This is a genomic window from Prevotella sp. S7 MS 2, assembly GCF_000762865.1.
Lineage (GTDB): Bacteria > Bacteroidota > Bacteroidia > Bacteroidales > Bacteroidaceae > Prevotella.
Map to the genome: position 1 here is coordinate 21502 of NZ_JRPT01000027.1, position 16631 is coordinate 38132.

At 42.5% G+C, this 16631-nt stretch carries 13 protein-coding genes and 2 pseudogenes; 8 read left to right on the forward strand and 7 right to left on the reverse strand.

Going from position 1 to position 16631, the window contains the following annotated elements; translation table 11 throughout:
• Positions 1-9: 9 nt before the first annotated feature.
• Entirely contained in the window at positions 10-780 is a 771-nt protein-coding gene (locus HMPREF0671_RS05975) for an EFR1 family ferrodoxin (RefSeq protein ID WP_036898028.1), read from the reverse strand.
• 146 nt (positions 781-926) lie between these two features.
• Positions 927-1316, reverse strand: a complete 390-nt coding sequence (locus tag HMPREF0671_RS05980; RefSeq protein WP_036898031.1) for a DUF1573 domain-containing protein — start codon at positions 1314-1316, stop codon at positions 927-929.
• A 445-nt stretch (positions 1317-1761) separates the two neighbouring features.
• Here HMPREF0671_RS05980 and aspS point away from each other — a divergent pair, with 445 nt between their 5' ends.
• From aspS to HMPREF0671_RS11975, 8 genes and pseudogenes are all read left to right on the forward strand, one after another.
• Complete coding sequence (aspS, locus tag HMPREF0671_RS05985; RefSeq protein ID WP_036898034.1) at positions 1762-3522, forward strand: aspartate--tRNA ligase; 1761 nt, start codon at positions 1762-1764, stop codon at positions 3520-3522.
• Between the two features lie 157 nt (positions 3523-3679).
• On the forward strand, positions 3680-3973 hold the full coding sequence (locus HMPREF0671_RS05990) for a winged helix-turn-helix domain-containing protein (RefSeq protein WP_036898037.1): 294 nt from the start codon (positions 3680-3682) through the stop codon (positions 3971-3973).
• A 77-nt stretch (positions 3974-4050) separates the two neighbouring features.
• Entirely contained in the window at positions 4051-4383 is a 333-nt protein-coding gene (locus tag HMPREF0671_RS05995; protein WP_036898040.1) for a hypothetical protein, read from the forward strand.
• A 77-nt stretch (positions 4384-4460) separates the two neighbouring features.
• Positions 4461-5957 (forward strand): xylulokinase, encoded by a 1497-nt coding sequence (locus HMPREF0671_RS06000; RefSeq protein ID WP_036898130.1) that lies wholly within the window; start codon positions 4461-4463, stop codon positions 5955-5957.
• A 24-nt stretch (positions 5958-5981) separates the two neighbouring features.
• Entirely contained in the window at positions 5982-7301 is a 1320-nt protein-coding gene (xylA, locus tag HMPREF0671_RS06005; protein ID WP_036898043.1) for a xylose isomerase, read from the forward strand.
• A gap of 168 nt (positions 7302-7469) precedes the next feature.
• The gene (locus HMPREF0671_RS06010; RefSeq protein WP_036898046.1) at positions 7470-8531 is read left to right on the forward strand and encodes a mannose-1-phosphate guanylyltransferase; all 1062 of its coding nucleotides are present in this window, start codon (positions 7470-7472) and stop codon (positions 8529-8531) included.
• Between the two features lie 35 nt (positions 8532-8566).
• A pseudogene (gene gmd, locus HMPREF0671_RS06015) lies at positions 8567-9632 on the forward strand (GDP-mannose 4,6-dehydratase).
• A pseudogene (locus HMPREF0671_RS11975) lies at positions 9583-9855 on the forward strand (GDP-L-fucose synthase); the annotation flags it as partial. The pseudogenes gmd and HMPREF0671_RS11975, both read left to right, overlap by 50 nt.
• Before the next feature lie 276 nt (positions 9856-10131).
• Here the strand turns inward: HMPREF0671_RS11975 and HMPREF0671_RS06020 are convergent.
• The 5 genes from HMPREF0671_RS06020 to HMPREF0671_RS06040 all read right to left on the reverse strand — a co-directional run bounded on the left by HMPREF0671_RS06020 (position 10132) and on the right by HMPREF0671_RS06040 (position 16626).
• Complete coding sequence (locus tag HMPREF0671_RS06020; RefSeq protein ID WP_369793931.1) at positions 10132-12090, reverse strand: fructose-1,6-bisphosphatase; 1959 nt, start codon at positions 12088-12090, stop codon at positions 10132-10134.
• A gap of 36 nt (positions 12091-12126) precedes the next feature.
• Positions 12127-12915: a hypothetical protein gene (locus HMPREF0671_RS06025; RefSeq protein ID WP_036898051.1), complete on the reverse strand. Its 789-nt coding sequence runs from the start codon at positions 12913-12915 to the stop codon at positions 12127-12129.
• A complete protein-coding gene (locus HMPREF0671_RS06030; RefSeq protein WP_197421717.1) occupies positions 12912-14003 on the reverse strand; it encodes a glycosyltransferase in 1092 nt (363 codons plus the stop codon). The genes HMPREF0671_RS06025 and HMPREF0671_RS06030 overlap by 4 nt, the downstream gene beginning before the upstream one ends.
• Positions 14004-14083: 80 nt before the next feature.
• Positions 14084-15244 carry a diaminopimelate decarboxylase gene (gene lysA, locus HMPREF0671_RS06035; protein WP_036898059.1) on the reverse strand — a complete coding sequence of 387 codons (1161 nt, stop codon included), beginning with the start codon at positions 15242-15244 and terminating at the stop codon, positions 14084-14086.
• 62 nt (positions 15245-15306) lie between these two features.
• Positions 15307-16626, reverse strand: coding sequence for an aspartate kinase (locus HMPREF0671_RS06040; protein ID WP_036898062.1), 1320 nt, complete (start codon positions 16624-16626; stop codon positions 15307-15309).
• Between the last annotated feature and the right edge of the window lie 5 nt (positions 16627-16631).

A 16631-nucleotide genomic window follows, 5' to 3' on the forward strand; every position in this document is an offset into this window, starting at 1 on the left:
ATACTTGTTTTATTTATAATGATATTGCCCTTTATGGCGCGTCTTGCTGCCGTATTCGATTGCATGATGTGGACAATAGTGATAACATGCAAAACACGTGATACATTTGTCTGCGTGCAACCAAGTTGGTTGGAAGCCGAGTCCGCCTTTGATATTGTCTGTAGGACAGACGTCAGCGCAGATGCCACACTTCACACAACGGCTCTCATCAACGCTGAATGGCTTATCTGTAAGAAGCCTTTTGACAAACAGATTTCCCAAGATATCAGAGTTGATACGAGGCCAATGGCTCTTATGGATAGGAGTAATACCGTTCTCGCAATTTTGAATGCGAGGGATATATTGTCGCAATAGCTTTTCTGATTCCTGCTTTTTAGCCTGTACGATTTGCGGTTTATCTGTGTTCATAAGTGGTAATCCCACATACGTATTAGGCATTTTTAGCGAGAAAGCGGCATGGGTGTGCAGTCCGAGTCGACCGAGTGACCCGTTGAGGTAGTCTACACTGCGTCCAATATCGTCACCGGCAGTCATGGCCGTATAGCAATAATGAGTATCGGTATCGCCTTTGAAAGACAGGGTAGCAATAAAGTCGAGCATGATTTTTGGCGGTCGCCATCCGTGGACAGGAAACACAAAGCCTATTCGCTCATCATCTTTGAGCGTATAGCAATGGAACATTGGGGCATCACAGATAGATATTATCTCTTCTTGTGTAGCTTGTCCCAGTTCCTTAGCGAGCCATCTGGAGTTACCTGTCGCCGAAAAATAGAAAATCATTCGCTTGTTCTCAATATTACATTTACAAAAATAAGTATTTCTCTTGAGCCCACCAAGAACCTTGATAGAATAGATGTATTGTAATGAAAAAACCATCCTGCGGATGCGGGATGGTTTTTTTGTGTATCTGTAAGATTAATATTCTACTATTTAGCTTCTGTCATCACACCCTCAATGTATAGGCGTGTCATCTCTGTTTGGCCATTGGAACGTACAGTAATGCTCTTCTTGAAATGTCCGGGGAACTTTCCTTTACCATTATAGGTAATCATAATTTGGCCTTTCTGTCCGGGCATCACCGGTGTTTTGGTGTAAGAGGGAACGGTACAACCGCAACTTGCGACAGCCTGATTGATGACAAGAGGTGCCTGGCCGACGTTGGTAAACGTGAAAGTACATTTCTGTACAGGGTTGTTTTCAGAGAAAGTACCCAAATCTATGGTTACTTTATCAAACTTAATATCGGCTTGATTTTGTGCCGAAACGGCTATCAAACCAATTACCAACATTGTTATGATGCTTAAAAACTTTTTCATTTCTTCTCGTTTTTGATTCTAAAAATTCGCAGCAAAGATATGAAACTTCGTGATAGCAAGCAACTATTCAGTCATATATTTATCTAATTTACGTTAAATGATGAATACTTTTAGCTCTTTATATTGTTGATTTGGCAGTTGATAAAGCACAGTTTCTCACTTCCCACTACTAAATCCTCATTCGCTGCAAGAGCGTGTCAATAGTACTGTTTTGGCTTTGCAGCATTACTGAAAAGGCTAGGCAGCAACGTTGCTAAACCTTTGCAGGAAATGAATATTTAATAATGAGCAATGAGAAGTGATATGTTTGGAGTTGGTGATAGCTTGCTTTGGAAAGGGAAGTAAGGTAGTTCCTCTTTTAATTATGTAGATAAAAGAATGTACGTTCTTTGTGTAATGCTTTTTTTTGTATAACTTTGCATGATACAAAGGAAATATCAAAAATATGTATAGAAGCAATACTTGTGGAGAGTTAAGACTCTCTGATCAAGGTAAGGAAGTTACCTTGGCTGGATGGGTTCAGCGTTCGAGGAAAATGGGAGGTATGACTTTCGTCGACCTACGTGACCGTTATGGTATTACCCAGCTCGTATTTAACGAAGCAGACGATAGTGAACTCTGTGACAGAGCCAACAAGTTGGGACGTGAATTCTGTATTCAGATCAAGGGTACGGTGAGCGAGCGTCAGAGCAAAAACGAGAAGTTGGATACCGGTGATATAGAAATATTGGTGCATGAACTCAATGTTTTATCAGAGAGCGCAACGCCTCCTTTCACGATAGAAGACAATACCGACGGTGGCGACGATATTCGTATGAAGTATCGTTATTTGGATTTGCGACGTGCCTCTGTGCGTAAGAATATGGAGTTGCGTCATCGTATGACCATTTTGATTCGTAATTTCTTAGACTCAAAAGAGTTTATGGAGGTGGAGACACCTATATTAATAGGTAGTACACCTGAGGGTGCTCGCGACTTCGTAGTGCCTAGCCGCATGAATCCGGGACAGTTCTATGCACTGCCACAGAGCCCGCAAACACTGAAACAATTGTTGATGGTGGCCGGCTTCGACCGCTATTTCCAGATTGCAAAGTGTTTCCGCGATGAGGATTTGCGTGCAGACCGTCAGCCCGAATTTACACAGGTAGACTGTGAAATGAGCTTTGTAGATCAGGAAGACGTGATAGGTATCTTTGAAGATATGTGTCGTATGCTCTTCAAGGAAGTCAGAGGCGTAGAGCTACCGGCTAAGTTACAGCAGATGCCATGGCACGAAGCGATGAGGCGTTTCGGTAGTGATAAACCCGATTTACGCTTCGGTATGGAGTTCGTTGAGTTGAAAGAGGCTTTCTCAGGTAAGGGAAACTTCTCTGTATTCGATGAAGCTAAATATATAGGTGGTATCTGTGTACCCGGTTGTGCAGACTATACTCGCAAACAACTTGATGGTTTGACCGATTTCGTGAAGCGTCCACAAGTGGGTGCCAAAGGCCTTGTGTATATTAAGTATAATGCTGATGGCACTATCAAAAGTTCGGTAGACAAGTTCTACTCGCCCGAAGAGTTGGCTGAAATCAAAAAAGTGATGAATGCTAATGATGGAGATTTGGTGTTGATACTGAGTGGTGACAATGCAAACAAAGCTCGTGTACAGTTGTGTGCGCTCCGCTTGGAGATGGGTGACCGTCTTGGTTTGCGCGATAAAAATAAGTTTGAATGTCTGTGGATAGTCGATTTCCCCTTGTTTGAGTGGAGCGATGAAGAGCAGCGATTGATGGCTACGCATCATCCTTTCACCATGCCTAACCCCGATGATATTCCATTGTTGGAAGAACATCCGGAACAAGTAAGGGCCAAAGCGTACGACTTTGTCTGCAACGGCATTGAAGTAGGTGGTGGAAGTCTTCGTATCCATGATGGAAAATTGCAAGAACGTATGTTCAAGATATTGGGGTTCACTCCCGAAAGAGCCATGGCTCAGTTCGGTTTCCTTATCAATGCATTCAAATATGGTGCTCCTCCTCACGCTGGTTTGGCTTTCGGACTCGATCGTTTCGTTAGCATTATGGCCGGTTTGGACTCTATTCGCGACTGTATTGCGTTCCCGAAGAACAACAGTGGTAGGGATGTGATGCTCGATGCTCCATCAGAAATAGATGTCAAACAATTGGACGAATTGAACTTGAAAGTCGATTTGAAAGATTGATGTAAATCAAGAAAAAGAGCTACATAGTTGTTATTGAGATGTTTTGTGTAAAAAAATGCACGAACATGGAAAGATTGTCGTACTTTTGTAGTGATAAATAGAGTAATCTGATTCCTAATATAAGGAATTGAGATGAAATTGTAATCAAAATAAGAATATGGCAGAAAAGAAAGCAACAAAGGTAGTAGCAGCTCCTAAAAAGGAGACTACAAAGAAGGTAGCAGCAAAGAAACCGGCTGCACGCAAGGTGGTAGTAGCACTTAATGCAGAGAGTGTGGGCTTCCGCGCCGGCGATGTTTATCAGGCTTTGGCAGCTGCTGGAAAGGCTCTTAGTGTTAGCGAGATTTCCAAAGCAGCAAAGATTAGCGCTGAAGAGACCTATCTTGGAATAGGTTGGCTACTTAAAGAAGGCAAAGTAAAAGGCGACGAAAGCCTAGTAGCGTTGGCTTAATTTAGATTAAGAATAACCAAATAAGGAGCTGCATTGTTATAATACAGCTCCTTTTTTATGTTTTGTAAATAGTGTACATGAGTTACGATGCAGCGATATTACAGGTATTGGCAGAAGCCGGCAACGATGGTTTGTCGGTCAGGAAGATTGCACACCATGTATTGAATGCATGTAATTCGCTGTTTGAACCGGTCGAATATACTACCGTACATGCTTATGTACAGCAATTTCTTATTAGAAATTCTAAAACCACGAATGCTCTTATAGAGCGTACTGAGACGCGTGGAAAGTATCGGTTGAACTTGAATAATGTCGGAAATCAGCAGTTAATGCTCCAGTTTTGCGATGAGGTTGAGATAGAAGAAGAGCAGAATTGTCCGCCGGAAGACCAATCGCTGAGCTTGTTTTGAGTGTTCGATGATTTCTAATGATTTTTAGGGAACACATGTTTTGATTCGTATTATACAATATATATAATATGAATCTTATGTCAAATAGATATTTATTGGGCTTTGATGTGGGTAGTAGCTCGGTTAAAGCCTCTCTTGTAGAGGTGGAAAGTGGGCAGACTGCGGCCACAGCTTTTTATCCTAAAAGCGAAGCTCCCATGCTTGCAGTGAAGACGGGATGGGCAGAACAGGATCCACAAATGTGGTGGGACAATGCTAAACTAGCCTTAAAGCAGGTCATGGCTGATAGCGGTATCACCGGTGAGGAGATTCTTGCTGTTGGTATTTCTTATCAAATGCATGGCTTGGTTTGTGTAGATAAGAATCGGGAAGTACTTCGCCCAAGTATTATTTGGTGTGACTCTCGTGCTGTACCTTATGGTGAAAAGGCATTCAAAGAGCTGGGGACAGACTATTGTCTGGGTCATTTATTGAATTCACCCGGTAATTTTACGGCCTCCAAATTAGCTTGGGTAAAGGCAAATGAGCCGGTACTTTACGAGCGTATAGATAAGATTATGCTGCCCGGAGATTACATTGCGATGAAGCTATCCGGTGATGTTTGCACCACTATTAGTGGCTTGTCTGAGGGCATGATGTGGGACTTTAAAGACAAATGTCCGGCCAAATCGCTTTTGGATTATTATGGTTTTGATGAGCATATATTGGCTCATATTGTCCCGACTTTTGCCGTACAAGGTGAAGTTTCTAGTGAGGCGGCTGCCGAAACCGGTTTGAAGAAAGGTACACCTATATCTTATAGAGCTGGCGACCAACCCAATAATGCGGTGAGTTTGAACGTTTTTAACCCCGGTGAGATAGCCTCTACAGCAGGTACTTCTGGAGTGGTTTATGGTGTTTTGGGCGATGTAAATTACGACGTAAAGAGCCGGGTCAATACTTTTGCACATGCCAATTATACATTAGAAGAGGACCGTTTGGGTGTGTTGTTGTGTATTAATGGTACCGGTATCTTGAATGCTTGGGTACATCGAAACGTTACTCCCGACATCAGTTATGCTGATATGAACAAAATGGCAGAGACCGTTCCGGTCGGATCAGAGGGCGTGAGTATCATCCCGTTTGGTAATGGTTCTGAGCGTGTGTTGGAGAATAAAGAAGTCGATTGTTCTATCCATGGCTTGAATTTCAATAAGCATTCGAAGGCTCATATCGTCAGAGCGGCTCAAGAAGGCATCGTCTTTAGCTTCTGTTATGGCATGGAAATCATGCGGGATATGGGTATGGACATTCGTAAGATACATGCCGGTCATGCTAATATGTTCCTAAGTCCGCTGTTTAGAAATACTTTGGCAGGAGTCAGCGGAGCCACCATTGAACTCTACGAGACCGATGGTAGCGTTGGAGCTGCAAAAGGAGCGGGTATTGGTGCAGGTATTTATAAGAATCATGATGAGGCATTTGCTACGCTCAAAAAACTGGCTGTGATTGAACCGGAAGAGCATTTGAAGACTTCGTATACCGATGCTTATGAGCGTTGGAAATCAATATTGAACAAAAATATGAATCAATAAGAACTTAAATTTAAAAACTACAAGATGATGACAAAAGAGTATTTTCCACAGATTGGTAAGATTCCTTTCGAAGGAACAGATAGCAAAAATCCCCTAGCATTCCACTATTACAACCCAGAAAAAGTTGTTGCTGGGAAGAAAATGAAGGACTGGTTGAAGTTTGCAATGGCTTGGTGGCATACGCTCGGAGCCGCAAGTAGCGACCAATTTGGTGGACAAACCCGCGATTATGCATGGGATCATGCCGACAGTGCCATCCAACGTGCCAAGGATAAGATGGATGCTGGCTTCGAAATCATGGAGAAGTTGGGTATCGAGTATTTCTGTTTCCACGACGTAGACTTGTGTGATCCCTCTGATGATATTGCTGAGTATGAGCAGAATATGAAGGAGATTACCGATTATGCTCTTGAGAAGATGAAGGCAAGTAACGTTAAGTTGCTTTGGGGAACAGCCAATGTGTTCAGTGATAAGCGTTATATGAATGGTGCCGCAACGAATCCTAACTTCGACGTAGTGGCTCGTGCTGCCGTTCAAATCAAGAATGCTATTGATGCAACTATCAAACTTGGTGGTACCAATTATGTGTTCTGGGGCGGTCGCGAAGGATACATGTCTCTGCTCAATACACAGATGCAACGTGAGAAAGACCATTTGGCTCAAATGCTTATAGCGGCTCGTGACTATGCTCGTGCTAAAGGTTTTACAGGTACATTCCTTATCGAACCGAAACCTATGGAGCCTACAAAACATCAGTACGATGTAGATGTAGAGACCGTTATCGGGTTCTTGCGTGCTCACAATTTAGACAAAGATTTCAAGGTAAATATCGAAGTTAACCACGCAACATTGGCTGGTCATACCTTCGAGCATGAATTGGCTGTTGCTGTAGACAATGGTATGTTGGGTAGCATTGATGCTAACCGAGGTGATGCACAGAACGGTTGGGACACCGACCAATTCCCCATTGACAATTTTGAATTGACTCAAGCCATGATGCAGATTATCCGTAATGGTGGCTTAGGCAATGGCGGTAGCAACTTCGATGCAAAGATTCGCCGTAACTCTACCGACCCTGAAGATATATTTATTGCCCACATCAGTGGTATGGATGCCATGGCACGTGCGCTTGAGAATGCCGCAGCTATTCTTGAAGAGAGCGAACTTCCTCAAATGTTGAAGTCTCGTTATGCTAGCTTCGACAGCGGTATGGGCAAGGAATTTGAGGATGGAAAGGTCAGCTTGGAGCAGTTGGTAGACTATGCAAAGAAGAATGGTGAGCCTAAACAATTGTCAGGTAAGCAAGAACTTTATGAGACTATCGTAGCTTTATATTCTAAATAAGGCACGATAAAGATTACGCTATAAACATGGATAGGAGAGACCTTTGAACGGGTTTCTCCTATTTTTATGCCTAATACAGAGACTAAACGGTAAATAAAATTTTGTATCGATGCAGGTATGGAATATTTTGCCTATATTTGTAACTATATAAAATGAAGAATTAATCTTATGGTTATCGCAAACAATCATTTAGTCATTATGGCTGGTGGTGTAGGAAGCCGATTTTGGCCAATGAGCACCGAAGAACTTCCAAAACAGTTTATAGATATTCTAGGCGTAGGAAGAACACTGCTCCAACTCACTTTTGATCGTTTTAAAGGCCTTTGTCCTTCGGAGAATGTTTGGGTTGTTACGAATCGAAAGTATGAAGCACTTGTTAAAGAACAGTTACCTGAAGTTCCGGTAGAAAATATATTGTTAGAGCCTTGTCGGCGCAATACGGCACCTTGTATTGCCTATGTTAGTTGGCGTATCAAGGCCAAATCTTCCAAGGCAAATGTCGTCGTATCGCCTAGCGACCATATTGTTACCGATATCATAGAGTTTCAACGGGTCATCTCTTCGTGTTTACAGTTTACCAGTGAGACCGATGCTATTGTCACATTGGGTATGAAAGCTGACCGTCCGGAGACGGGTTATGGCTACATACAAGCTGATTTGACAGCACGTTCGCCGCGTAATAAAGAGATATTCCGTGTTGACTCGTTCCGCGAAAAGCCAGATTTACAGACTGCAACAGAATATATACGACAGAATAACTATTACTGGAATGCAGGTATATTCTTGTGGAGTGTAGAGACGATAGTCAACGCTTTCAGAGTTTATCAACCCACGATGGGTAAGTTGTTTGAGAGTATGCTGCCTGTATTGGGAACTCCTAAGGAACAGGAAATCATTGATCAGCGTTATGCAGAATGTGAGAATATCTCCGTTGACTATGCTATCATGGAGAAAGCCGAAGAAATTTTCGTGTGTCCGGCAAACTTCGGTTGGAGCGATTTAGGTACGTGGGGGAGTCTCTTGATGAAGAGTAATAAAGACTTATATGGAAACTGTGGTATTGGTGAAAATATTCGATTTTTTGATAGCCACAACTGTATAGTGCATACTATGCAAGAAAAGAAGGTTGTCGTCCAAGGACTTGATGGCTATATTGTAGCTGAGAAAGACAATACACTCTTGATATGTAAACTATCTGAAGAGCAGAAAATCAAACAGTATAGTGAGTAAAAATATAATAAATGATGGATAAAAAAGTAGCATAAATTACAGGAATATCAGGCCAAGATGGCAGTTATTTGGCAGAGTTTTAATATCAAAGGGATACGAAGTGCACGGCTTGCTACGTCGTTCTTCTTCTTTCAATACCGGACGTATAGAACATTTATACTTGGATGAATGGGTTCGCGATATGAAGAAACAACGCCTTGTCAATCTGCATTGGGCAGATATGACCGATTCTTCATCTTTGATACGTGCCATTTCTGAGACTAAGCCTACTGAAATCTACAATCTAGCGGCACAAAGTCATGTGAAAGTATCGTTTGACGTGCCTGAATATACGGCCGATACAGATGCTATAGGTGTATTAAGACTCTTAGAAGCCGTACGTATTTGTGGGTTGGAGCACACTTGTAAGATTTATCAAGCAAGTACATCAGAACTGTTTGGAAAGGTACAAGAGGTTCCTCAGCGCGAAACTACGCCTTTTTATCCGCGTTCACCTTACAGTGTAGCAAAATTGTATGGCTTTTGGATTATGAAGAATTATCGTGAGAGCTATGGTATGTACTGTTGCAATGGTATTCTTTTCAATCATGAGAGCGAACGTAGAGGTGAAAATTTTGTTACTCGTAAGATTACTTTGGCTGCTTGCCGTATAGTTCAAGGATACCAAGAGAAACTGTATTTGGGGAATTTGGATGCTCGACGTGACTGGGGTATGCCAAGGATTATGTGGAATGTATGTGGTTGATGCTGCAACAATCTCAGCCTGACGATTTTGTAATAGCTACCGGTGAATATCATACCGTCCGAGAATTTGTTACAATCTCATTCCGGCATGTGGGAATAGAATTGGAATGGCAAGGTGAAGGTATTGATGAAAAGGGCATTGACAAGGCTACCGGTAAAGTGTTGGTAGAAGTAGATCCCAAGTATTTCCGCCCGGCTGAGGTTGAGGAATTGCTGGGTGATCCTACAAAAGCAAAGACTGTATTAGGTTGGAATCCTGCCAAGACATCTTTTGAAGAACTCATTCGTATCATGATAGAACATGATAAGAGGTGGAGCAATACCGCAATTGGGAGAAATTCGCAATTGTCATATTAATGTAGGAACAGGTAAAGAACTTACTATCAAAGAACTTTCTCAACTAGTTGTTGATACTGTCGGGTTTACGGGAGAAGTGTATTTTGATACTTCAAATCCGGATGGAACACCACGGAAATTAATTGATGTGTCGAAGCTACATCAGTTAGGTTGGAAGCATCATGTTGAGATAGAAGATGGTGTTCGACGCCTTTTTGATTGGTATAAGCAGTCATTAGAATAGTTTTTGTACTCTATATTTCTTATAAAGTACAATCTAGTTGAATCATTGCAATGGCTTGGCAGAATCGCTGTCAAGCCGTTGCTGTTTTACTGTTTGGACTTTTCAGCAATGTTGTTGGGGCTTTGCAGTAATGTCGTTGATAAGTAGACGAGTAGACAGGTAGGCTTGTTTAGTAATTGTTATATTCCTATATATAAGTTAACTATATTATACTGTAATATTAAAAAGGTGGCAATAACATATATGCTATTGCCACCTTTTATACTAGGATGATGTTTATTTCGACTCTCTTTCGGTTATGAGACCGTGCCGATAAGCATAGAGTAGTTTCTCAAGATCTTTGATTTGGCGGTTTAGCTCTTCGCCCTTGTCAGTATTAGCCACCAGCATACGTTGACTACTTAGCTCAACAATCTGCGTTGTGCTCTTGATATCGGTTCCTCGTTGTACTGCATCGGCTGCGCTCGTGAAGGGTTCGTGTTGTACCAACTGGAGTCCGCGGCTATGGTATACAAGTGTATATCCGGCTATACCAGTCTCTTTGTGGTATGCTTCTGAGAAGCCGCCATCTATCACCATCAGTTTTCCGTTGGCCTTGATGGGATTTTCTCCGCTGCCGGCATGCACCGGTACGTGCCCGTTGATGATGTGCCTATTTGTACCATTTACACTGAAAGCATCCAGTATTCGGTCGGCTACAGCCTCGCTATCCCTCAGTTTGAAGTAGTTTCCTTTCTCTTCTTTGTGTGTAGCTTTGTCTTCGATGAAATATCGTTCGAATGTAGCCATTTTGCTTTTATCGAAGAGTGGGCTATCGGGACCGCACCATAGATAGAGGAAATAGTCGATAGCATATTGACGTTCGGCTGGCGGAGTGTCGTTTTGGAATGCAGAACGAATGAGCATTCCGGTGTGATGCATGAGCTCACGTCCTTGATATACTTGTCCTTTAGCTATTTCTACGTCCTTGAGACTACCATCTTCGTTGAGCGGAATAGAAGCATGGAAGAGTAAATTGTTGTTGTAAATGGCATACATACAACCATGCTGCAGGAGCAGGCGGATATGTTTGTGAAGTTTTTCGCACACCATGAACGAATGATGTAGCTTGCTCATCAGTGCAGTTTCTTCTTCTGTCATGTCGCACGGATGCTCCGGGTCGATGGTAGGGAAGTTGTTGCTGGTTAGTGGATACTCTTTACCGGTGAGCATGATGGTGCCTTTCTTGTAGTCGATGTTTTTGAATAGCTCTCTCTCTTGCATGTCCCATGACGGATTTCGTTCGAAGAGTTGAGCCTCGGCTTTGAACTGTAGCACGGCAATGGCTTTGTGCATGAGTGCCATGAGGCGCACTGATTTATCATCAGTATTCTTATTATCGCCTATCAGTTTGGGTATAAACTCCTTGCATTCATCGTCTCCATAAGTCTCCATGGCAAATGTAGCCAATGAGATAAGATTGATACCGTATCCCTCTTCCAGTGTTGTCAGGTTGGCATAGCGCAGAGACAGCCGGATGACATTGCAAATACATGCATCGTTTCCGGCACAGGCTCCCATCCAAAGTATATCGTGGTTGCCCCATTGCATGTCCCAATTGTGGCGCGAGGCCATGGTGTCGAGAATGATATGAGCACCCGGACCACGGTCGAAGATGTCGCCGAGAATGTGCAAGCGGTCAATGGCTAGCCGTTGAATGACATTGGCGATGGCAATAATAAAGTCGTCGGCTCGTCCCGTAGAGATAATAGTATCGATGATGACATTGACGTATGCCGTCTTATTTGTGTCTTCGGTACGCTCGTGGAGGAGTTCCTGAATGATGTAAGAGAATCCGTTTGGTAATGATTTCCTTACTTTCGAGCGTGTATATTTGCTTGATACGTCGCGGCATACAGCCACGAGTTGGTGGATGGTGATTCTATACCAGTCAATGATATCCGTCTCTTTGGACTTGACAAGTTCCAATTTTTGTTCCGGATAGTAGATGAGTGTACAAAGTTCTCGTTTCTCGTATTCGCGTAAAGAGTTGCCAAAGAGCTCGTTGACTTTTCGTTTGATGTTACCCGATGCATTCTTCAGTACGTGCTGGAAAGCCTCATATTCACCATGAATGTCGGCTAAGAAATGTTCCGTTCCTTTCGGAAGATTCAAGATGGCTTGCAGGTTTATAATCTCTGTACTGGCTTCAGCCACTGTCGGGAATGATTGCGCCAGCAGCTGTAAATATCTCATGTCCTTGTTAATTGTATCTTGTTTTGTCATTTTAGCTTAATATTTTTGTGTTATCATTTCTACTATTTTTTGTGCTCTTCGGTCGTTGATGGCCGGAATAGGAATGAATCCTTCGGTGAGAGAAGTCTCTTGTAGCATGGCTTGTTCAAGACTTGCCACAAAAGGATGTATTTTTAATTGCTGTAATATCTCGCCCATTCGGTCTTCATCGTAATCGGATGTTAGCATCTCGTTGGTTAGTTGTTGGACGAAAGTGGGGGTGAGCCCATCTCTATTGAATAAATATTGGGCGTACAAGAACTCACTACATAGTTTATGTATTGGTGAGTCTGTACTATCAAACTTATCAACTTGTTGCTTGATTTGGCTACGTATCTGTTGATCGTGTGCGGTTGTTACCTTTATATATAGGTCTAATAATTGCCTGTATAAGTCGTTGCTTGCTTCGTCGTTTGTAATGATGGGGTTTTTGACCAGATATACTTTATGTGTTTGGAAACGTTGTTGGATGTATTGTTTCTCATGTCTGCCCATGGCATGGAATGTGAGATTGCGTCGTTTTAATGAATGTTGAAGCGGGGAATGGTGCCATGGAACCATGGATGCCAGTGGACTATAGAGGATGGGAATCAATTTTGAATTAGCTGTTTTGATACATTGAAGCCTCGAAAAATCCAATTCTCCCATGACATGAATAAGGTCTACGTTCTTGCTTTCCGCGAAGTTTACACCTTCACGGGATAACTCATGCTGTATCGTAGAGATGTATTGTGCAGCGAGAGATTCCCTTTTAATAACAGAACTTGTTACGACCTGTATTCTCATAGTTTATGACTTGTAAATTCGTATTTGTCAGCAAAGTGATGTTTGATGGCGTATCGACAGTTTGTCCATACACTTCTCAACTGGAAGAAAAAGAGTTTGAATGGGGAAATATGGGTACTGAATTTAGCTAAAGCGCTAGAGCAGGCGAGTGTACGCCAAATAAACAAGATGAATAAAGCAGTGATAGAGGCACCCAGCAATATCCAATTATTGATGATAGATGCATAGATGATAGATGCAATATTAGCCAAAAAACAGAAGTGAAGCAACAGATTGTCCATGAATATAGGAAATTTATATCTGAAACTTCCACGCATATATTTCTTTGATTCACGATAGAAAAGCCGGTTGTTGGTCCATGTTTTGGGACTCACGTCCATATCGGTGAGCCAACAAGTTGGCGAGATTGCTAAGGAAGAGTTGTCTTCTGTGGAGAATTTGTTGACGATAAAATCATACTCTCCACGTATTAAATGAAGATTGCCAAGGAATCCATTGCCTTCCATAAAGACTGTTTTACGGAATGCTAGATTCGCACAATTACATCCATAGCTATGTCCACGTTGTATGGAACGGAACATCTGTCTAGCTTTAGAGAAGTGTTGGAAGTGTTGATAGTCGGTTACTTTGTCGTCGGGGAAGTGAGTATATCCCATCGCGATAGCTTTATCTTCGTGCATGGCGGTGGCCATTGAAGCAAGCCAAAAGTCACTATCGGGTCTGCAACTAGCCTCGGTTAATAGGCACCATTCGTATTTAGCGGCCTTAACACCGACGGTTATGGCAAGTTTTCGTCTGCTCATGTACCGGGAAGACATGGGAAGGAAGGTGGCATAGAGTTTGTCGCTGGCTCCTAATCTCTTGAGTACATCTTCTGTATCTGTATCTCCCTTCTCAGCCACCACCACCACTTGGAAAGGTGAGGTATATTGTTGTTGTAAGAAATAGGGGAGGTTTTCTTCTAAGAAAGCAGCTCCTTTATGAGCCGGAATAATGATACTGATTCCCGGTAAAGGCTGTTTTTGCTCACCGGACAAATCGTCTTCTTCGGTATTGATGGTCAATTTGCGAAGAAAAGGACTTGCCAACGATGCAATAACAGATAATAAAATGAGGGTTCCTCCAATATATATAGTGGTCAGGAGAGTAAGCATGATAGTCTATAGAATTACAAATCTTCAGTAAGATAACCTTGAGGGAGTGTGCGACAATTGTATTGGTTGGCCATAATTTCGCCATAAGCCCCCGCACTTCTGAGCGCTATCAGGTCGCCACGGTGGCATGCGTTGAGCTTAATAGCCTTGGCAAACACATCGCTGGATTCGCAAATAGGTCCCACAATATCGTATGTTTCGACTTTATCTTCGCTGCTGAGATTCTCTATTTTATGCGAAGCTTGATACAAGGCTGGGCGGATGAGGTCGGTCATGCCGGCATCCACAATGGCAAACTGTTTGTATGTACCTTGTTTGATATACAGTGTCTTGGTGATGAGTGAACCGCATTGGCCTACAACCGCACGTCCTAATTCAAAGTGTACTTGCTGTCCTGCACGTAATTCCAAATGTTTAGCGTAGGTATCGAAATATGATTTGAAATCAGGAATCGGGTTCTCATTGGGATTATCGTAGTCGATTCCCAAACCACCTCCGACGTTGATATTTTCTACAACGATGTGATGTTCTTCCAATTGAGATTGCAATTGGTTGATTCTATCGCATAGTGCGATGAAGTCGGACATCTCTAATATCTGAGACCCGATATGGAAATGTAGACCTATGAACTTGATATTCTTGAGTTTCTTGGCCTCAGTTATTACGTATTCCATATCCTCCATGGCGATACCAAACTTGTTTTCGGCAAGTCCGGTGGTAATATTGGCATGCGTATGTGCCCCAACATTGGGATTAATACGGAATGCTACCTTGGCAATCTTGCCCTTCTGTTCGGCAATTTCATTAATGACCATCAACTCCGGGATGCTCTCTACATTGAAACAATAGATGTCATGGTCGAGTCCGAGTTCTATTTCCCAATCGCTTTTACCCACACCTGCATAGACAATATGAACAGGAGAAAAGCCCGATTGAATCGCTGCTCTTATTTCACCACCACTCACACAGTCGGCTCCCAAGCCAGATTGGCAAATGATCTTCAATATTTTGGCATTGGCATTGGCTTTGACTGCATAGTGAACTATGAAGTTGGCGTGCTTGCCAGCTTCTTCTTTGATGGTATCTAAGGTCTTTCTCAAGACCGCAGTATCATAATAATAAAATGGAGTTGGAATCTTTTGAAACTTGTCAATAGGAAATATTCCTTTACTCATAGTGTCTTGTATTGAAAGGAGAGTGTGTACTTGAGCGGTACACACTCTTAAAAATAATCTTCTTATGCTTCGAAAAGAGTGCGGCTGAGATTCTGCAATGCTCTCTTCTTATCAGCTTCACGAATTAAGAAAGAGATATTGTAGTTTGAGCCACCGTATGAAATCATGCGCACAGGAATGTCTTTCATAGCATCCAATGCCACTGTCTCAAAGCCGACATTACTCCAGTCAAGATCGCCGACCACGCAGATAATACACATATCGGAATCCACTGTGACAGTGCCATACTTCTTGAGTTCGTCTACGATCTCATTGAGATGAGTAGGATTATCCACGCTCATTGATACTCCTACTTCTGATGTTGTAATCATATCAATAGGCGTTTGATAGCTCTCGAAAATCTCAAATACCTTTCTTAAGAAGCCTGTAGCTAGCAGCATTCGGCTCGATTTTATCTTGACAGCAGTGATATTATCTTTCGCAGCTACGGCCTTAATCTTGCTTCTAACGATGACATTATCAATGATAGTACCCTCTGCATTCGGGGCCATTGTGTTCTTTAAGCGAACGGGAATACCTGCATATTTAGCCGGTTGAATGCAAGTGGGGTGAAGAATCTTGGCTCCAAAGTAAGCCAATTCAGCTGCTTCTTCAAAGTTCAACTGCCTTACTGCCTCTGTTCTCTCGACGATACGAGGGTCGTTATTGTGCATGCCGTCGATGTCGGTCCATATCTGTATCTCCTCTGCCGGCAATGCTGCGCCAATCAACGAAGCTGTATAGTCAGAGCCACCACGTTCCAAATTGTCTACTTCTCCATATGCATTGCGGCAGATGAAGCCCTGTGTAATGTAGATTTGGTAGCCCGGATTATTCGCCATAATCTCTGTTAACTTCTCCTTTATATATTGTGGATCTGGCTCAGAGTTTTTATCTGTGCGCATGAAATCAAGCGCACTAATGAGTTTAGCCTTTACCCCTGTCTCCTGAAGATAGTTTACTACCATGTTGGTACTCATGATTTCACCTTGAGCAACAATGTTCTTTTCCTCGAAACTTGTGAACAAATCCTTGGTGAAAGAACGTAGATATTCAAACTCTTCGTGCAAGAAATCAGCGGTTTGGGTCTTCTTTTCTGCTGTAGTATATAGTTCTTCTACATGCTGGGCATACTTTCTTTCCAGTGCATTGATGACTTCGTTTGCGCCTTCGGGGTTCTTTTTATATAAGTAATTGCTGATTTCAATGAGCGAATTAGTAGTTCCGCTCATAGCAGATAATACGACAAAGGTGGGTTCCCCTGATTCTGTGATTAATGAGGCGACATTCTTCATACGTTCGGGTGAGCCAACGGAAGTTCCTCCAAATTTCATTACTTTCATACCGC